Origin of the sequence: Nonomuraea sp. 3N208 (genome assembly GCF_052245935.1) — a bacterium.
Lineage (GTDB): Bacteria > Actinomycetota > Actinomycetes > Streptosporangiales > Streptosporangiaceae > Nonomuraea.
This window is the reverse complement of sequence record NZ_JBQQBR010000037.1, coordinates 65,895-82,392: the sequence shown is the minus strand read 5'-3', so window position 1 is coordinate 82,392 and position 16,498 is coordinate 65,895. Positions and strand designations below refer to the sequence as shown.

Here is a 16,498-nt window from a genome sequence, read left to right as displayed (position 1 = left end):
TACTCGGGGGTCGTCAAATCTCGCCCACGGCGCTGTCCACGTCGGAGTACACCTTGATCCGCCGGTCCAGCCCCGTGGTGCGGAGTATGCGTGCCACGGGCGCCTGCGGTGCCGCCAGCGAAACGCCGCCGCCCTCCCCCGTGGCCAGCCGCCAGGCCTCGATCAGCACCGACAGCCCGCTGGAATCCATGAACGACAGCTGCTGCAGGTCGAGCACGAGCCTGGCGCCGTCCTGTTTGATGGCGTCGCGTACCTCATCGCGGAGGAACGGCGCGGTGAACAGGTCGAGCTCTCCCTCAACGGCCACCACCACGGCGTCTCCCAGGGCATGTCGCGCAAGCCGCAGCTTCATTTAGCCCCTCCTCGATGAGTCACTGTACTTCGACATCCCCGAATACCGGGCATCCACAGCCGGATAAAGAGGTCCAATGTGGCCTGAACGGCCTCACACCGCCGGGATGGCGAAACCGTACGGGAGCTCCAGGCGGTGCTGGGCCAGCAAATCGGCGTCCGCCAGCAGCTCGGGAGTGGGCCCGTCGGCGGCGATCACGCCGTCGGAGAGGATGAGCGAGCGCTCGCACAACTCCAGCGCGTACGGCAGGTCGTGCGTGACCATGAGCACCGTCACGTCCAAGGAACGCAGGATCTCGGCCAGTTCCCTGCGCGCCGCCGGGTCCAGGTTGGACGAGGGCTCGTCGAGCACCAGGATCTCCGGCTCCATGGCCAGCACCGTCGCCACCGCCACCCGGCGGCGCTGGCCGAACGACAGGTGGTGCGGCGGCCGGTCGATGGCCTCCAGCATGCCGACCCGCTCCAGCGCGTCCTTGACCACCCGGTCCAGGTCCTCTCCCCGCACCCCCGCGTTGGCCGGGCCGAAGGCGACGTCGTCGCGGACCGTCGGCATGAAGAGCTGGTCGTCGGGGTCCTGGAAGACCAGGCCGACGCGCTGCCTGACCTCTGTGAGCGTGTCCTTGCGCACAGGGGTGCCGGCGACGGTGACAGTGCCGTGCCCTGGGGTGAGGATCCCGTTGAGGTGCATGACCAGCGTGGTCTTGCCGGCGCCGTTCGGGCCGAGCAGGGCCACCCGCTCGCCGCGGGCGATCGACAGGTCCACGCCGAACAACGCCTGCGTGCCGTCGGGGTAGGCGTAGGCAAGCTGCCTGACGTCGAGAGATTTCACAGACCGAGTCCCAACACTGCGAGTGCCGCGGCGGGCAGAGCGAGAGCGGTGCCCCATTGGGGGCCGGATGCCGACATGTCATGAATTATCGGCATGCTGCCGGAATATCCCCGGCTGAGCATCGCCAAATGCACCCGCTCGCCCCGCTCGTACGAGCGGATGAACAACGCCCCGGCAGACCGCGCGATCACGGGGATGTGCCGGAAATTTCGGGCTTTGAACCCGCGGGACTCCCTCGCCACCCGCATCCGCCGCATCTCCTCCATGATCACGTCCATGTACCGCAACATGAACATGGCGATCTGCACGAGCAGGCTGGGCAGCCGGAGCCGTTGCGCCCCGATGAGGATGGCCCGCGGCTCCGTCGTGGCCGCCAGCAGGATCGAGGCGGCCACTCCCAGCGTGGCCTTGGCCAGGATGTTCCAGGCCGCCCAGAGACCGGGCACGCTCAGCGAGACCCCCAGCACGGTGACCCGCTCCCCCAGCCCGATGACCGGGATGAGGAACGCGAACAGCACGAAGGGCACCTCGATCACCATACGCCGCACCATGTATGTGGCCGGCACCCGCGCCACCGCCGCGACGACGCCAAGCAACACCGCGTAGGCCGCGAACGCCCAGAACCGCTCGCGCGGCGTGGCCACCACGACGACCGCGAACGCGAAGACCGCGAGCAGCTTGCACTGCGGCGGCAGCCGGTGCACGACAGAGCGGCCCGGCAGGTAGAGCTGGTGATGATGCCCGGCACCCACGTCTCACACCTTGATCTTGCTACGGCTCCTGGCGGCATAGGCCGTGCCGCCGGCGACGAGCAACACGAGCCCGACGCCGACGATCCCGGCCACCCCCACGGGGATCCCGCCCACCTCACCGTAGTCGGCCAGCGCCCACCCGCCGAACACGTGGTCGGCCGTCCGGTCCAGGAAGCCCTTGCTCTCGGCCACCGACTCCAACCCATCAGGCGAGGAGGAGGCGAAGAACGACACCAGTCCGGCCAGCACCAGCGTCACCCCGAGCCCACCGAGCAGGAACGCCCGGCCGGCGCCGCGAACGGTGACCGGCTCAGGCTCACCCACGGTCGTCGTCCCCTCGGCGCCGCGCAGGAGCAGCGGCTTGGCCAGGCCGCGGGCGCCGTACACGAGGTCGGGCCGCACGGCGAGCACTGCGCCGACGGTCAGTGCCGTGATCACGCCCTCGCCGATGCCGATCAGCAGGTGCACACCGCCCATCGCGGCCGCCACCGCCGACACCTCGATCGGCGCGGTGCCGCCGACCCAGAACAGCAGCGTGAACACCATCGCCGAGGCCGGCACGGAGATCAGCGCGGCCAGGAACGCCGCCAGCGTGATCCCGCCCTTGCCCCTGGCCAGCCCGCTGACCAGCCGGAAGACAGCCCAGCCGACCAGCACCCCAACGATGCCCATGATCGTGATGTTGACGCCGAGCGCGGTCAGCCCGCCGTCGGCGAAGAACAGGCTCTGGACGAGGAGGACCACGGCGATACACAGGACGCCGGTATAGGGCCCGACGAGTATCGCGGCCAGCGCCCCGCCCATCAGGTGGCCGCTGGTGCCCGCGGCGACGGGAAAGTTGAGCATTTGCACGGCGAAGATGAAGGCGGCCACGAGCCCGGCCATGGGCGCGGTCCGGTCGTCGAGCTCGCGCCGCGCCCCGCGAAGGCACACCGCGACCCCGGCGGCCGCCACCACTCCGGCTGATATAGACGTAACTGCATCGAAGAAGCCATCGGGTACGTGCACGACCATGCCTCCAAGAGGACGAACAAGCGCTCCTACCCTAAGGCATCGTCTTGCACCTGCACATAGATTGCAATTAGGGCATGATCTTTTTAACAATCGCCCCAGGCGTCAGCCGTCGTACGACCGTGCTCAGCCGCCCCTTCCCCGACGTCGCGTACGGTCGCACGCTCCGCAGCAGGGCGGCGAACCTCCACCGGCGCGGCGGCGCGACCGCCTCGGCGTCGGCCTCGATCCTGAACCGCGCGGGCGGCCCGCCCAGATCGAGCTCCAGATAGGCGTCCCAGGTGCCGGGCGCGAGCTTGCCCACCGCGGGCCTGGCCGTGAACCCGCCGCCGGGCAGCGCCGTCACCGGCTCGGTCCGCTCCCGGCCCGTGCGGCGCTCGCGCCAGACGATCCACCTGATCGCCGCGGCCGCCGGCGTGGTGCCCGCGACGGCGATCTCGCCGTCCACCACCAGCCGGCGCCCGAGCCCCCACCTGGTCCTGATGAGCCTGGCCGTGCCGGGCACCCCGACCACGTGCCCGCCGACGTCGATGCTCAGGTTGCCGTTTTCTCTGGTGAAGTACGGCAGGACCGCCCGGTCGCGGACCAGCCGGGGCCGCGGCAGGGTGATGCCGCTGTCGCGCTCCGCGCCGAGCCTGCCGAAGCGCACGACCCCCTCCAGCTCGACCGCCACCCGCAGGTCCCAGATGCCGGATTGGAGGGTGTTCGCCTCGACGCGGGCGGTGAACTCGACGCCCTTGCGTTGCGCGGGCACGACCAGCTCGGTGTGCGGGGCTTCCCGGGACCGCAGCACCACGGCCACGCCGTCGTCCCTGCTGATGCCGTCGAGCCCGGCCGCGCCCGTCACGACCAGGTGGTCGCCGTCCCAGCGCAGCCCGGTCAGCCTGCGCCGCACGGTGGCCTTCTCGATGCGAGCCAGGCGCACCAGCCGATCCATGTCGTCCAGCGCGCCGACCCGCTGCCTGTCGATGCTGCCCAGCCGCTCGTGCACGCCCGGCGTGTACCACTCGTCGCAGAGGGCGGCCACCTCCCGCGCGATGTCCTTGCGCCGGATGTCGTCACTCTCCAGGAACACCGCTCCGAGCTGCGCGAACGCGTCCAGTCTGAAGTGCCTGCGCAGCAGGTGGTCGCGGAGCGGGCCCGGCTCGACGTGCCTGGCCATGAGCCGGATGGGCTCCCTGATCATGGCGAGCCAGGCGAGCGGGTCCCTGCTGCCCGGCTGCTGCATGACGCTGCTGCCGTCGGGCCTGGCCACAAGGTGGTAGCAGTCGTAGTCGGCGACCACGGAGATCACGCGGGCGTGGCAGTAGGCGTGGACCGTGAAGACGATGTCCTCGCCGATCGGCATTTCCTCGCCGAACCTGATGTGGTGGCGTTCGAGCAGATCCCTTCTGAACAACTTGAAGCAGCACAGGCTGTTGTAGACGGCGCTGTCGCCGAGTTCCGCCCGGTCGGCGTTGTGCTGGAACATCGACGCCGGCGCTCGGCGGCCGTGTCCCACGATCTTGCCGAGGACGATGTCGGAGCCGTTCCTGTCGCCCATGGCTACCATGCGTTCCAGCGCTTCGGGGCCGAGATAGTCGTCGGCGTCACAGAAGAACACGTAGCGCCCGGTGGCGTGCTCGAGGCCGACGTTGCGCGGGCGGCCCGCGCCGCCGCTGCGCTCGACGTGCACCACCCGGATGCTGTCCTTGTGATAGGTGGCGTAGAGGTCGAGCAGGTCGGCGCTGCCGTCTGTGGAGCCGTCGTCGATGACGACGATCTCCTTCTTGACCCGCTGCACGAGCACGGACGTGAGGCACCTGTCGAGGTAGTCCCGGCAGTTGCGTGCGGGGATGACGACGCTGACGTCCACCCCGTCGTCATTGCCTGTCGCCGGCATCGCCACCACTCCCGGGCTACGGTCCGCTGTCGCTCCGTCTCAGTATGTGACCAACGGTCGCCGTCATGGGGCCCGATCGCGCGTCTTCATCCCCAGCTTTTGCTGAGACCGGATATTCACGGGCATTCTTCGAATAAGCCCCGGCAAGGTAGCCAAATACCACATTCAGCCGCCACCGAACGAGCTTCAGGAAAGAGGTTTTCCCACCCAGGAGGAGAAACCTCTCCGGCAGGTGCATGGAGGTCTCCCCCGACGGCCCGAGTGATCCGCTCGCAAGGGTTGCGCGTCTACAGTTAGGCAACCTTGACCGGGAGGTGGCGGGATGGGATCTGATCTCCGCAGGCGGACGGCCGGATCGGCCGTGCACACTGCTGAGTTCATCGTCTCTTCGGCACGGCTGACGGAGCTGCACGAATGCTCTGCGTTGCTGCGCCGTACGAGGATGCGGGCCGCAGAGATCGTCGACGAGGCCCGCACATTGCTGGCCAGGGCCGAGGGCCTCGGCGACGCCGATCGCATCCTGCGCCTGCGCGCCCAGGTGGAGGAGGCACGCCAGGCGTACTCCAAGGTGCTGACCGCGTACGTGACGATCTGCCGCAGGATCACCGAGGAGCGGCAGGCCATCTTGCAGGCACAGATGGAACGAGATCGGCGCGAAGGGTTGTCAGGTGCCGCCTGACAGGTCTAGTGTCAGGCCATGCCTGACTGGAAGGACAAGATCCGCTGCTCTTTCTGCCACAAGAAGAGCGCGGACGTGAAGAAACTCATCGCCGGTCCCGGTGTGCACATTTGTGACCAGTGCATCGACCTGTGCAATGACATCCTCACAGAGGAACGACGCGTCGCCTCCACCGAGCCGCGGCTCCCCATGTGGGAGTCGATGACCGAAGAGCAGATACTCGAGCACCTTCCGAAAATCGCGGCCGTGCAGGCGCAGGTCGACGACAATCTGCGCGACTGGGTGGCGCACCTGCGCGGCAGGGACGTCAGCTGGGAACGCATCGGCGCCTCGCTCGGCATGACCCGTCAATCGGCATGGGAACGATTCAGAAGCGAGACGTAGGCGTCAACCGTTGTGACTCGTGGGGCGTCGTTAAGTCAGGGAGGCCCATTATGCGCGTCCTTGACGGCCTCGCGGCGTCGGATCTGGAAGAGCTCCAGCTGGGGCTGGTTCTCATCCTCGCGCTGCACGAAGAGGCAGAACGGCTAGCCGCCGAATGAACGGGCTCCAGCTCCCCGGCCGCACCGGGGAGCTGGAGCAGGGGGTTGGATCACCAGGGCCTGTCAGGCCCGAACCGCTACCCGAGCTGGCCGCGGATGGCACCCGCCGGGAACTTCTTGTTGTGGACGTTGACGTAGTACAGGTGCGGCCACTTCACGATGCCGCGCAGCTCGCGGAAGGTGAGGACGAGTTCGGCGTTCTTCTTGTTCTGGTGCTTGACCGCCTCGACGCAGCCTCTCGCGAAGCCCTTCGCCGGGGCCTTCAGCGTGACGACGATCGGGCCCGCCACACCCTTCTTGCCCGCGTGGATGTGAGCGGCGGCGGCCGGCCTGATCTTGCGGGCCGTGATGAAGTAGCAGAGCTTGCCGTCGCGGACCTGGTAGGCGAAGACGCCGAAGCCGTTGCGGTCACCCGGTCCGGGGACCTCCTGCTTGCCGGTCATCTTGACCCGGTTGATGTGCGGATGTGCGCTATCCGCACTGGCCGCGCCGGGGAACGCGACGAGTACGGTGGCGGCGGCAGCGGTAGCGAGGGTTGCGGCTGCCAATTGTCTACGCATGGGATGAATTCCTCTCCCATCGGACTTCAGGACACCCCCCATACGACCGGGCGGGAGACGCGGTTCATCCGGGTAAGAGGAAAGCCGCCCTGCGGTAAGCCGGCTTTCACCCATGCCGATCCGCTCATTCGGCCTTGCTTCTGGCGCGGAAGGCGGCGGTCTTTGACGCGGTTCTGGCAGGCCGTCGAGCAGAACCTGCGGGTGCCGTTGCGGGATTGAGCTAATGAACTCTGGGGATCGGGGTTGAGCCACTATCCCGCCGACCCACTCACCGCACAGGAGATCATGCAGCGCGCAGCCGAATGAGGGTGCGTCTTCCCTGCGGTGCGTATTGCTGGTGGAGTGGACAGTGTGAGCAGAGGGCATCGCGCGGTGCCGCACATCGCCGGCATCGCCGTGGAGGCTTGGGCGGACACTCGGGAGGAGTGCCTGGCAGAGGCGGTGCAGGCGCTGGTGGAGACGTTTGCCGACGTGGGCGACGCCGTCCCGGACGACAGTGTCGTGTTCGTCTCGACGGAGGAGACCGACGAGGCGCTGCTGGTCGGCGTGCTGGACGAGACCATCTATCAGGTGGAGGCGTGCGACCGGGTGGCGGTGGACGTGTCCGTCGACGAGCGCACCAAGGCCACCAAAGGGCAGGTGGAGGTGCGGCTGGCCACCGTGCCGGTCGCCGCGGTGAACCGGGTCGGCTCAGTGCCCAAGGCGGTCGCCGTCTACCACCTGCGCTTCGGCAAGACCGACGGCGTGTGGCGGGCGCACGTGAATATCGACATCTGATCGAGCCCGCGAGCTGGACGACCTGTCCGGCCTTACCGCTCGCACGGACATCCAGCCCTGCGCACTTCCCTGCAGAATGCTGATTTGTGAATTCTGGTGAAATGTAGGTTACGAGCTGTGTGTCCTATTCCTCCCGACTCTCCGGCCCCATCAAGCTAGGGCCATTGCCCACCCCCTGGGAGGATTCGCAATGCTGAGGCGTACGCCCCTGTTCGGCAAGAAGACCCGCATCACCTTCGCCCTTCCCGTGCACCAGCCCGCCGGCATCGTCAGCGTCGTCGGCGACTTCAACGACTGGTCCCCCGGTCACCACCAGCTCCTGCCGCGCCGCAACGGCATGCGTACCGTGTCGGTGATCCTCCCACCGGGGATCCACCGCTTCCGTTATCTGGCGACCGATGGCATGTGGTTCGACGACGACTCAGCCGACCACATCGACCAGCACGGCAGCCTGCTTCACCTCTGACGGCGTTTGATCAGCTCCCCCGCGGCCCTACGCCTCACGTCTCCTGGCGGCTTCGCGCTCGTTCGCCCGCGTACGACACGTGGTAGTGCGAGCGCGTGGCGCGTGCGGCAAGTCCGCCGGCGCCGAGGTCCGTCCATCACACTGCAGCAGGATCGCCTTCCCCTTGTCGACGACATGATCGGGGAAGTACCCGTCCTCGTACCTGCCACGGAGAAAGGCATGGTTCACTACCTGCTGATTTGTCGGCCGCACCGCAATCAATCCCCTTCCTCTACGGCTGCTCGAGGCGCATGAAGGTGGCCCCCTGAGCGGCCGCGCGGGCGCCGAGGACGTGGCCGTCGCACATCCTCGTCTCCGTCCCGGCCCGGTCGATCACCTTCCACGTCACCGGCTCCTGGCACGGTTGGCCGAGCCGGTTGTAGTTCCAGGTACGACGGCACACCCGGCACGTGGAGACGCCGGCGCTGGAGGAGAGTGTGTTGCCGTGTTCGGGGCAGACGCTCCACGGCATGCCGCACGGCTGGGACTGGCTCCTGGCCAGGTCTGCGGCCGCGCGCTGCAGGTCCTCGGCGCCTCGAGCCAGCAAGTTGGCCGCCTGCACCGCCACGGCGAGGTGCTCGCCTTGCGGCGATCCGTTCGTGGCACTGTCACAGAGTGCCCGAACCTCGGCGGTCAGCGCCTCGGCGCGGCTCGCCAGGGCGCGCAGGTGCGCGGGAGTGACGGTCATGCAGGCTCTCATCTCGCAGGGCAGGTTGCTGATCTGGACCCTACGTCGTGTCCGGCGGAACCGTACCGACCGGCGGCAGAGCCTCCATAACGGCTGCGCCACGACGAAACGTCCCGAGCGACGCACCGTTCTCTCTACGTCATTCTTGGCCCGTAAGCGTGACCGCAGAACCGGGCACAAAGTCCGACAGCGCGTACCAGGTGGTGGCACCCACCGTGACGGGACCGCGCTCCCAGGTCAGCGGTGCGACAGGGCGCAGGACGTCGGCCGCCCAGGCTTTGGCGTCTTCGTCGGTGACGATCCGCGGCCGGGGAATCCGGCTGACCACGCCGAGCAGGTGCCAGCCGCCGGGATGGCGGTAGAGAGCGTACTGCTCGACCAGCAGGCCGCTGGTGGTGTGCCACCCGCCGTCCGGATCAGCCTCGTCGAAGGGCTCCCAGGGCCGCAGCCGGGCGGCGACCTGGCGAGCGGCCCAGGACTTGGCCTGGGGTGTGGTGGAGACGCGCGGCATGCGGGCAAGCAGGGTGCCGGCCACCAGATGCCGCCGGTGCCGGCGCAGCACGTATACGCTGCCTGTCTCCGCCGGCGTGGGAGCAGCACGTTCAGGTGCCCGGAGTCCCGGATCGACGCGTCGCGAGACCACCGTGTCCAGCAGGCCGACGGCGCCCGTGTCGCCGAGGACATGGTGGAACGACGCGGTGTCGGAAAGGTCTACGGCCAGGTCCGGCAAGGTGTCGGAGAGCTCAGGGCGATGATCGTCGTGCTCGCCGGTTCCAGTCACCTCACCGACGATAGATCCGCTCCGGCCGAATGATCCAGCAATAAGGCATCTCCGGCGAAGGGCAGGTTCTCAGCCTCAGCGTCCCCGCGATGAACGGCGAACGCGCGGCACGCGCGTGACAGCGGAGCGAGCGGCGCAACGCCGAAGTGTGCACGATCAGTTTTCTGCCAGGAGAAACATCGCAGCCAGTTCGCCGGCCAACTCAGCGACGTCTTGAGAGCCATCGACATCCAGGACCGGCAAGTCCTGCTTGAGAGCTTGGCGTCGCACCTCCTCGTCCCAGAGCTCGTCGCGGGCCAGCCGCTTCACCATCGCTTCGGCGTGGTCGCTGTTTCCCCAGTTGGCTCGTGCTCGGGCTGGGTCAGCGAATCGGGTTCCCAAGGTATGGCGACGGAATTCGGGTGTTGGCAGCAGAAATACGGCTTGCTCACGCCACGTCAGCCACGGCGCGACGTGCGCAGGCAAGGTACGGAAATCGTCGACCAGCACGGGTCGGTCGATTGGCAGGGTGAGCAGGTCTTCGATGACGAACCCGAATGTCTCGCCGTGCAGACTGGGCATGGCCTGGAAGATCTCCTCTGGTGTGCGACCCGTCCATCTGTGTTCCAGGGGCGTTTGAAGCAATGCGCACAGATAGGGCTGTCTCTGTGGGGTACGCCGCTGGATGTAGCGATGTTCGGCCAGATCGCCGTCATACACGAACACGTCATACCGTTCGGCCAAGGCCCGGCTCAGGGTGCTCTTGCCCGCGCCGGTGCCTCCAGCGATCCAGCGGACATGCGCGAGCCGACGGATGAAATCGGCAGAGTCATGTTGGTTCAGGATTGTCATCCCTGGCAGTCTCGCAAAATCGAGCAGCTGGAAACAGTCTTGTTCTCGCATCCTGTGCTGGTGAAGATTGAAGGAGAGGACCGTGCGTGCATGCCGCCGACCCACACGACTGCCCGCGGCAGCATGCCTAGCAATCACGCGCTCGGTACGCCGATCTCGGCGTCCAGGAACGTTGTCAGCAACCCCGTTAGCAAGATCCGCCCCGCTGGGCGATAGGGCGCAGCCCATCTTCGTGTGTACGTTCACCGGCCGCCGTACCTCGATCATCGGTTGCCCTGCGAATCACAGACGGGCCTGTGCCAGAGGAGCCGGTCTGCTTGGGCTCTGCCTGGGTCGTGGCTTTCGTACGATCGAAGGGTGAGGGATCAAGAAGCCGGGGGAGTTTCAGCGACCAAGCGAGTTTTGTCTGTCAGCGCGGTGCTGGTCGGAGACCTACTCCTTCTATTGATGGCGGGGTGGGTTAAAAGCAGTGTTCACCTTCGGGGGAGCTCTGTGATGGAGCCAGTGTGGTGTGACGGGCGAGGAGACCCGACTTCCGCAGAATGGCTGGCGGAAATGAATTTCCGTTCCGCTGCTGCTTACACGTCATCGGCGGTCGTGGCCTTGATTCTGTTGGCGGGTGCTGCTGTGGCGTGGAGGCGTCGCCGAAGGGACATCGCGTTGGTGCAAGTCTTTCCGCTCCTGCTGGTTGCCGCATTCGTCATCACCTGGACGCCGTACACACCTGTGTGACATGAGACGAGGCGCGGCGAGGCCGGTGTGCGGCGGGTGGCCCGGTGTCCCACCGCCGGCGGGGATCGGCCCCAAGCCGCACGCCCGGGACAGCGGGCGGAGGTCCGTGCGGCGGCGCGCCGCAGGCCAAAACCTCGGGATCAAGGACTCCGAGGCCGAGTCCGCCGCCAAGGCCGGCTGACCCCGCCGCAGCCGTGGGGTGCGGTCATTCGTCGAGGGCGGCGGCCATGCGGTCGAGGTCGGCCAGCAGGGCGTCCAGGCGGCGGGCTGGGATCGCGCCGATCATGCGCCGCTCGATGTCGTAGACCGCGGCGCGTGCCGCCGTCAGGTGGCGCAGCCCCTCGTCGGTGAGGTGCACCGGCAGGGCCCGGCCGTGGTCGGCGGTGGCGGGGCGGGTGACCAGGCCGCCGTCCTGCAGACCGCGCAGCACGACGCTGGAGGACTGCCGGGTGACGAAGGTCCCCCGGGCCAGCTCCGAGCCGGAGATTCCCGGGCGCTCGTCCAGCAGTTCCAGGCAGGCGTACTGCGGCACGGTCAGGCCGTGCTCACGCAGCGCCTTGTCCATCGCCCCGCGCAGCGCCGCGGCAGCCCGCTTGAGCCGGTATCCCACGTGCTCGGTGACGTCCCCGGCCGCGTGGGGAGGGACGGGCTTCCCCTTCTCTGTCATGTCAACATTTTGACATAGGCGGCGGGCTGGACATACCGTGACCTATGTCAAAGTTCTGACATCAGGATGCGGATTTCCCACCCAGGAGCACTTCATGACCGCCACCGTCACCGGCCCCGACTTCCTCGCACTGCAGGTACGCGACCTTGAGGCGGCCGCCGCCTTCTTCGAGCAGCACCTCGGCCTGGTCCGGGCCCCGGCCGCACCCCCGCACGCCGTGGTGTTCGCTACCCGGCCGATCCCGTTCGCCGTCCGCGAGCCGCTGCCCGGCGTCGACCTCGACAGCGGACGGCCCGGCCTCGGCGTGGCACTGTGGCTGGCCGCCGACGACGCCCAGGCCCTGCACGACCGGCTCGCCGCCGCGGGCGTGCCCATCCTCAGCGCGCCGCAGGACGGCCCCTTCGGCCGGATGTTCACCTTCCTCGGTCCCGAGGGCTACGCCCTCACGGTGCACGGAGGGTAAGAAGGCGAAACGTCGAACAGCGCAACAATAGGAAGAGGACGGCGAGCCCGACGAGGAGAACCGAGCCCCTGTGGCCTCGCTTGCCGCGTTCGGCACCGGGACGTTCGGCGGGAGCTTGCCGATCGTCCCGGTGCAGGTCGGGTAGGCGTTGGGGGAGAGCTTGACCACGCCGGCCACCGACCAGTTGCCCAGCGGGGGACGCTGCCGACGGCGTAGACGGACCCACCGATAGCCTGAAGACTTAGACAGGCGGGATGCGATTGGCATCCGGGATGCAAGGCGGCGTGTAGTCGAGGCGCCCCGATCTACAGAGCAGCGCTCACCCGCACCTGAAAAGGTTCTTCTCATAGAAACTTCAGGTATGTGCCGGGTTCCGGCTCTTCCAGCGGCGGTTGGTTCAGCCGGCTCGAGTCGGGCCTGCCAGGCGCGCTTCGGGCGAGTGCTCGGGCCGCAGCGTGGCGGTGGTGGAGAAGGGGAAGTAGCGGCCGCCGTCCCAGTCGTCCGGTGGATCCGGCTCCCCGCCCAGGCACGGCCGTCGATCAGATCGTCAATCCGTGATCACGACGGAACGCAGGGCGGCGCGGATGCTGGTGGCCGGGTCGCCGAGGTGGTAGATCCGCTCCGACGGTTCGATGCCGTCCAGGAACTCCTGGTAGCGGACGGCGTAGACCAGGTGGGACAGCGGTTCGGCGATCGCGAGTGCCAGAGCCGGATCGCAGCCGGGCACGTGGGCGGACCAGGCCTCGATCCAGGCCTTGGCAGCGGCGGGTCGTTTGGCGGGGGGCAGCCAGTCACGGGCGCGTATTCCGTCCAGCACCGGGTTGCCGAGGTGCGCGTCAGCGAAGTCCACCACAGCCGGCGGGCCGCCGTCGCTGCGCCAGTTTCCCGGGTGGAAGTCGCCGTGCACGATCGTGTCGGGCAGTCCGCACTCGGCCAGCATGGGCCACCGTTCGACCAGCTCGTACGCTCCCGCCAGCTCCTCGGCGGTCAGCTCGCGGCCCACGTCACCGGCGAGCAGATCGCGGACCTGGTCGGCGACGACGGGTCCGCGCCGGTCCGGCAACCCGGGCGGAAACGCGCGTGCCAGGCGGGCCTGAGCGGCGACCAGTCGCGTCACGGCGCTATGGATGATCTCGACGGGGGCGTCCCAGCAGTCCTCGCCGGGAAGGTGCTCCAGCAGGACCCGCCGCGGTCCCGACGCCACGACCGTGGGAACCAGGCCCGGGTCCAGGGCCGCGAACGCGCCGATGACGGCGGCCTCGTCGGTGGCGAAGTGCGGCGTGGCCTTCAGCCATACCGGCCCTTGGGCGGTGGGCAGGAGGAACAGCCCGGCCAGATTCCAGGTCCTGCGTTGCTGGATCGACCCCGTCAGCGGTCGCCCGGCCGTGCTCAGCGCGTCCGCCGCCCAGCCGAGCAGCTCCCGCAGCCCGTCGATCCGCGCCCACGGCGCCCGCAGCCGCTCGGGCCTGTCCAGCACCGCATGATCGGCGGGCAGCGGGGCCCGCAGCCGCCCGGGCGCGGGCCGCTCCAGCGCTTCGACGTGATAGGTCACATGACCATCGCGGGCGCCTTCGCCGCCGTCCACGTCCAACAGGCGCAGCACAACTACGTCCACGCCGAGCGCCTGGCGCAGGTGCGCGACGACCGGCTCCACATCCGCCCACCACGGCACATCCACCGCGAACGGGCCGATGACACCGAGTCGATCGTCACCCGATGTGATCCATGCGCTGACTGTCCTGTCCATCCGCTCAGTCTGAGCGCCCCCCGCGACGGCCGCCACGGAATATCCGGCCGGTGCGGCGAGCTCCATGGTCGCCCGCCACACCTACACCCGTTCGGGATCTGGCGTCGTAGGCCCAGAAGAACGCCGCGAAGACCAGCCCCTGTTGCATCGCGGTCAGTTGGAAATCCTCCCCCATGAACGGCAGCGCGACGCTGAGACTCGCACGGTCGAGGTAATTGATCGACAGCCCGGCGAACGCCAGCCAGATGATCGTCCATCGGATCCTGGTCGTCCCGTGCGTGACCTGACCGGTTGGGGATGCGCTTGCGTCATCGCGACACCCTCCTTCGTGCGGGGAGCAGCCGCCGGGAAGCCCTGACGAATGGCGTGACGAACCCGGACGGCTTTCCGGAATCATCTGATGAATGTCGTGTTAAGTCGAGGTTCTCCGGGCATCTGGGGGAGACATCGGCAATCGCCTGCACGATTGATCTGATGATTGACCCTGTGATACGGCCGTGCGCCTCGACGTTGGCTTTAAACTGGTCAGATGACTACCCGCGAGCCGCGCGCATCGCAATCCGACATCGTGGTCGAGGGCATCAAGCGCATGATCATCAACGGCGCGCTGTCGGCGGGATCCCGCCTTCCCGTGGAGAAGGACCTGGCCGCCCAGCTCGGCGTGTCACGCAGCTCGCTCCGCGAAGGGGTCCGCGCGCTGGTCATCACCGGAGTGCTGGAGACCCGGCAGGGCGACGGCACTTACGTGACCGCGCTCGACCCGGGGATACTGCTGAGCCCGATCGGTTTCCTGGTCGACCTGCACCGGCCGGAGAACGTCGCCGACCTGCAGTCCGTGCGGCGGGTGCTGGAGACCGAGGCCGTGGGGCGGGCCGCGCTGCGCATCACCGACGAGGAGCTCGACCGGGCCGAGCAGATCCTGGCGTCCATGGAGCTACTGCTCCAGGCCGAGCCGATCGACCACGAGGCGGTCATGAACGCCGACATCACGTTCCATCGCCTCATCGCCGCGGCGTCACACAACACGACCCTGGTAGCGCTGATCGAGGCGCTGGCCAGCCGTACGGTACGGGCACGCCTGTGGCGGGCCATCAACGCCGAGGGGGCCGAGTTCGACACCCACAAGGAGCATCAGGCCATCCTCCAGGCGCTCAGGACACGGGATCCCGATGCGGCCCGGCTGCGGATGGGTGTGCACCTGCTCGCCGTGGAGCAGTACCTGTCGGCGAATCAGGACTCCGTGGCCCTGGTCCAGTAGTCGCCGTCGGGGAAGGAGAACGTCGCCAGCGTGGCGTCGTACATCTGGGCGCTGTAGCCGGGGCGGGCCGGCAGCATGTAGGCGCCGTTCTTGACGACGCACGGGTCGACGAAGTGCTCGTGCAGGTGGTCGACGTATTCCGTCACCCTGCCCTCGAGCGAGCCCGACACGGCGACGTAGTCGAAGATCGACAGGTGCTGCACCAGCTCGCAGAGGCCGACGCCGCCCGCGTGCGGGCACACCGGCACGCCGAACTTCTTGGCCATCAGATAGACCGCGAGAATCTCGTTGACGCTGGCGAGCCTGGCCGAGTCGAGCTGGCAGAAATCGATGGCCTCGGCCTGGAACATCTGCTTGAACAGGACCCGATTCATCCCGTGCTCGCCGGTGGCCACTCCGATGGGCGTGACGGCCTTGCGGATCGCGGCGTGGCCGAGGATGTCGTCGGGACTGGTGGGCTCCTCGATCCACAGCGGCTCGAACTCCGCGAGCGCGCGTACCCACTCGATCGCCTGCGGCACGTCCCAGACCTGGTTGGCGTCGATCATCAGGCTGGCGTCGGAGCCGATGACCTCGCGGGCGATGCGCAACCGGCGGATGTCGTCGTCGAGGCTGGCGCCGACCTTCAGCTTCACATGCTTGTATCCGGCCTCGACGGCTTCCTGGCACAGCCGCCGCAGCTTCTCGTCGGAGTATCCGAGCCAGCCCGCGCTGGTCGTGTAGCACGGGTAGCCGGTCTCGGCCAGCTCGGCGACGCGGTCGGCGCGGGTCGGCTCCAGCTCCTTCAGCAGCTCTACCGCCTCGTCGCGGGTGAGCACGTCCGACAGGTACGACAGGTCGGCGACGTCGGCCAGCTCCTCCGAGGTCATGTCGGTCAGCAACCGCCACAGCGGCTTGCCGGCGACGCGGGCCGCCAGATCCCACACGGCGTTCATGACGGCGGCCATGGCGAGGTGTTCGACGCCCTTCTCCGGCCCCAGCCAGCGCAGTTGCGAGTCGGACTTGAGGTGGCGGTAGACGCCGCCCAGGTCCGCCACCACGTCCTCCACGGCCATGCCGACCAGGGGTAGGCCACGCTGCTTGGCGGCGAGCACGCAGATGTCGTTGCCTCTGCCGATCGTGAACGTGAAGCCGAAGCCGGACAGATCCGGGTCGTCGGTCCTGATCACGACGTAGGCGGCCGAGTAGTCGCCGTCCTTGTTCATCGCGTCGGAGCCGTCCAGGCTCAGCGACGTCGGGAAGCGTACGTCGAAGGCGTCCACGCTGATGATCGCGGTCATTCACTCTCCAGCGGAGCTCGTACGGTACGTCACAATCTGTGACATCAGATCAGCCGTTGCCAGAATACATCTGATGAATACCCCTGTAGCGCTGGAGACATACCGGCAAACCCCATGAGAAGCCCATCTTTCATCTGATGTCTGTTGTGTATGCTGCTGCCGG

The 16,498-nt window shown here is 67.9% G+C and carries 19 protein-coding genes and 2 pseudogenes; 6 read left to right on the top strand and 15 right to left on the bottom strand.

Annotated elements, in window-relative coordinates:
- Positions 1-13 precede the first annotated feature (13 nt).
- The 5 genes from ACTWPT_RS43035 to ACTWPT_RS43015 all read right to left on the bottom strand — a co-directional run bounded on the left by ACTWPT_RS43035 (position 14) and on the right by ACTWPT_RS43015 (position 4,825).
- Positions 14-352 carry an STAS domain-containing protein gene (locus ACTWPT_RS43035; protein ID WP_090946873.1) on the bottom strand — a complete coding sequence of 113 codons (339 nt, stop codon included), beginning with the start codon at positions 350-352 and terminating at the stop codon, positions 14-16.
- 93 nt (positions 353-445) lie between these two features.
- The gene (locus ACTWPT_RS43030; RefSeq protein WP_443183314.1) at positions 446-1,180 is read right to left on the bottom strand and encodes an energy-coupling factor ABC transporter ATP-binding protein; all 735 of its coding nucleotides are present in this window, start codon (positions 1,178-1,180) and stop codon (positions 446-448) included.
- Positions 1,177-1,932 (bottom strand): cobalt ECF transporter T component CbiQ, encoded by a 756-nt coding sequence (gene cbiQ / locus ACTWPT_RS43025; RefSeq protein ID WP_443183313.1) that lies wholly within the window; start codon positions 1,930-1,932, stop codon positions 1,177-1,179. The genes ACTWPT_RS43030 and cbiQ overlap by 4 nt, the downstream gene beginning before the upstream one ends.
- 3 nt (positions 1,933-1,935) lie before the next feature.
- The gene (locus tag ACTWPT_RS43020; protein WP_443183312.1) at positions 1,936-2,940 is read right to left on the bottom strand and encodes an energy-coupling factor ABC transporter permease; all 1,005 of its coding nucleotides are present in this window, start codon (positions 2,938-2,940) and stop codon (positions 1,936-1,938) included.
- Between the two features lie 73 nt (positions 2,941-3,013).
- Positions 3,014-4,825 carry a glycosyltransferase family 2 protein gene (locus ACTWPT_RS43015; protein WP_443183311.1) on the bottom strand — a complete coding sequence of 604 codons (1,812 nt, stop codon included), beginning with the start codon at positions 4,823-4,825 and terminating at the stop codon, positions 3,014-3,016.
- Positions 4,826-5,147: 322 nt separating this feature from the next.
- Here ACTWPT_RS43015 and ACTWPT_RS43010 point away from each other — a divergent pair, with 322 nt between their 5' ends.
- Both ACTWPT_RS43010 and ACTWPT_RS43005 read left to right on the top strand, forming a co-directional pair.
- Positions 5,148-5,504, top strand: a complete 357-nt coding sequence (locus tag ACTWPT_RS43010; RefSeq protein WP_443183310.1) for a hypothetical protein — start codon at positions 5,148-5,150, stop codon at positions 5,502-5,504.
- An 18-nt stretch (positions 5,505-5,522) separates the two neighbouring features.
- Positions 5,523-5,660 (top strand): annotated as a pseudogene (locus tag ACTWPT_RS43005) (ClpX C4-type zinc finger protein); the annotation flags it as partial.
- A gap of 463 nt (positions 5,661-6,123) precedes the next feature.
- Here ACTWPT_RS43005 and ACTWPT_RS43000 read toward each other — a convergent pair.
- Positions 6,124-6,606, bottom strand: a complete 483-nt coding sequence (locus ACTWPT_RS43000; RefSeq protein ID WP_443183309.1) for a CHRD domain-containing protein — start codon at positions 6,604-6,606, stop codon at positions 6,124-6,126.
- 26 nt (positions 6,607-6,632) lie between these two features.
- A pseudogene (locus ACTWPT_RS42995) lies at positions 6,633-6,794 on the bottom strand (hypothetical protein); the annotation flags it as partial.
- 163 nt (positions 6,795-6,957) lie between these two features.
- Here ACTWPT_RS42995 and ACTWPT_RS42990 point away from each other — a divergent pair.
- Together ACTWPT_RS42990 and ACTWPT_RS42985 are read left to right on the top strand one after the other, a co-directional pair.
- On the top strand, positions 6,958-7,383 hold the full coding sequence (locus ACTWPT_RS42990) for an archease (RefSeq protein WP_443183308.1): 426 nt from the start codon (positions 6,958-6,960) through the stop codon (positions 7,381-7,383).
- A 190-nt stretch (positions 7,384-7,573) separates the two neighbouring features.
- Positions 7,574-7,849: an isoamylase early set domain-containing protein gene (locus ACTWPT_RS42985; RefSeq protein WP_443183307.1), complete on the top strand. Its 276-nt coding sequence runs from the start codon at positions 7,574-7,576 to the stop codon at positions 7,847-7,849.
- Between the two features lie 27 nt (positions 7,850-7,876).
- On the opposite strand, the gene ACTWPT_RS42980 is transcribed toward ACTWPT_RS42985, so the two are convergent.
- From ACTWPT_RS42980 to ACTWPT_RS42960, 5 genes are all read right to left on the bottom strand, one after another.
- Positions 7,877-8,077 carry a DUF5713 family protein gene (locus tag ACTWPT_RS42980; protein ID WP_443183306.1) on the bottom strand — a complete coding sequence of 67 codons (201 nt, stop codon included), beginning with the start codon at positions 8,075-8,077 and terminating at the stop codon, positions 7,877-7,879.
- Positions 8,078-8,120: 43 nt separating this feature from the next.
- Positions 8,121-8,576: a hypothetical protein gene (locus ACTWPT_RS42975; protein ID WP_443183305.1), complete on the bottom strand. Its 456-nt coding sequence runs from the start codon at positions 8,574-8,576 to the stop codon at positions 8,121-8,123.
- Positions 8,577-8,715: 139 nt separating this feature from the next.
- Positions 8,716-9,357, bottom strand: coding sequence for a hypothetical protein (locus tag ACTWPT_RS42970; protein WP_443183304.1), 642 nt, complete (start codon positions 9,355-9,357; stop codon positions 8,716-8,718).
- A gap of 156 nt (positions 9,358-9,513) precedes the next feature.
- Positions 9,514-10,188, bottom strand: coding sequence for a hypothetical protein (locus ACTWPT_RS42965; protein ID WP_443183303.1), 675 nt, complete (start codon positions 10,186-10,188; stop codon positions 9,514-9,516).
- Positions 10,189-11,125: 937 nt separating this feature from the next.
- Positions 11,126-11,587 (bottom strand): MarR family winged helix-turn-helix transcriptional regulator, encoded by a 462-nt coding sequence (locus tag ACTWPT_RS42960; protein WP_443183302.1) that lies wholly within the window; start codon positions 11,585-11,587, stop codon positions 11,126-11,128.
- A gap of 94 nt (positions 11,588-11,681) precedes the next feature.
- Between ACTWPT_RS42960 and ACTWPT_RS42955 the strand changes: the two genes are divergently transcribed.
- Positions 11,682-12,050, top strand: a complete 369-nt coding sequence (locus tag ACTWPT_RS42955; RefSeq protein WP_127939518.1) for a VOC family protein — start codon at positions 11,682-11,684, stop codon at positions 12,048-12,050.
- Positions 12,051-12,597: 547 nt separating this feature from the next.
- Here the strand turns inward: ACTWPT_RS42955 and ACTWPT_RS42950 are convergent.
- Together ACTWPT_RS42950 and ACTWPT_RS42945 are read right to left on the bottom strand one after the other, a co-directional pair.
- Positions 12,598-13,797, bottom strand: coding sequence for an aminoglycoside phosphotransferase family protein (locus ACTWPT_RS42950; protein ID WP_443183301.1), 1,200 nt, complete (start codon positions 13,795-13,797; stop codon positions 12,598-12,600).
- A gap of 4 nt (positions 13,798-13,801) precedes the next feature.
- Complete coding sequence (locus tag ACTWPT_RS42945; RefSeq protein WP_443183300.1) at positions 13,802-14,194, bottom strand: hypothetical protein; 393 nt, start codon at positions 14,192-14,194, stop codon at positions 13,802-13,804.
- 132 nt (positions 14,195-14,326) lie between these two features.
- Between ACTWPT_RS42945 and ACTWPT_RS42940 the strand changes: the two genes are divergently transcribed.
- The gene (locus tag ACTWPT_RS42940; RefSeq protein ID WP_443183299.1) at positions 14,327-15,055 is read left to right on the top strand and encodes a FadR/GntR family transcriptional regulator; all 729 of its coding nucleotides are present in this window, start codon (positions 14,327-14,329) and stop codon (positions 15,053-15,055) included.
- Here ACTWPT_RS42940 and ACTWPT_RS42935 read toward each other — a convergent pair.
- The gene (locus ACTWPT_RS42935; RefSeq protein ID WP_443183298.1) at positions 15,028-16,335 is read right to left on the bottom strand and encodes an L-fuconate dehydratase; all 1,308 of its coding nucleotides are present in this window, start codon (positions 16,333-16,335) and stop codon (positions 15,028-15,030) included. The two genes, ACTWPT_RS42940 and ACTWPT_RS42935, sit on opposite strands and share 28 nt — an antisense overlap.
- Between the last annotated feature and the right edge of the window lie 163 nt (positions 16,336-16,498).

Bases quoted from the DNA above. Each gene is read 5' to 3' on its own strand.
- ACTWPT_RS43035 (WP_090946873.1), bottom strand. From the start codon at position 352: ATGAAGCTGCGGCTTGCGCGACATGCCCTGGGAGACGCCGTGGTGGTG.
- ACTWPT_RS43015 (WP_443183311.1), bottom strand. From the start codon at position 4,825: ATGCCGGCGACAGGCAATGACGACGGGGTGGACGTCAGCGTCGTCATC.
- ACTWPT_RS43010 (WP_443183310.1), top strand. From the start codon at position 5,148: ATGGGATCTGATCTCCGCAGGCGGACGGCCGGATCGGCCGTGCACACT.
- ACTWPT_RS43000 (WP_443183309.1), bottom strand. From the start codon at position 6,606: ATGCGTAGACAATTGGCAGCCGCAACCCTCGCTACCGCTGCCGCCGCC.
- ACTWPT_RS42985 (WP_443183307.1), top strand. From the start codon at position 7,574: ATGCTGAGGCGTACGCCCCTGTTCGGCAAGAAGACCCGCATCACCTTC.
- ACTWPT_RS42975 (WP_443183305.1), bottom strand. From the start codon at position 8,576: ATGACCGTCACTCCCGCGCACCTGCGCGCCCTGGCGAGCCGCGCCGAG.
- ACTWPT_RS42965 (WP_443183303.1), bottom strand. From the start codon at position 10,188: ATGACAATCCTGAACCAACATGACTCTGCCGATTTCATCCGTCGGCTC.
- ACTWPT_RS42960 (WP_443183302.1), bottom strand. From the start codon at position 11,587: ATGACAGAGAAGGGGAAGCCCGTCCCTCCCCACGCGGCCGGGGACGTC.
- ACTWPT_RS42955 (WP_127939518.1), top strand. From the start codon at position 11,682: ATGACCGCCACCGTCACCGGCCCCGACTTCCTCGCACTGCAGGTACGC.
- ACTWPT_RS42950 (WP_443183301.1), bottom strand. From the start codon at position 13,797: ATGGACAGGACAGTCAGCGCATGGATCACATCGGGTGACGATCGACTC.
- ACTWPT_RS42945 (WP_443183300.1), bottom strand. From the start codon at position 14,194: ATGATTCCGGAAAGCCGTCCGGGTTCGTCACGCCATTCGTCAGGGCTT.
- ACTWPT_RS42940 (WP_443183299.1), top strand. From the start codon at position 14,327: ATGACTACCCGCGAGCCGCGCGCATCGCAATCCGACATCGTGGTCGAG.
- ACTWPT_RS42935 (WP_443183298.1), bottom strand. From the start codon at position 16,335: ATGACCGCGATCATCAGCGTGGACGCCTTCGACGTACGCTTCCCGACG.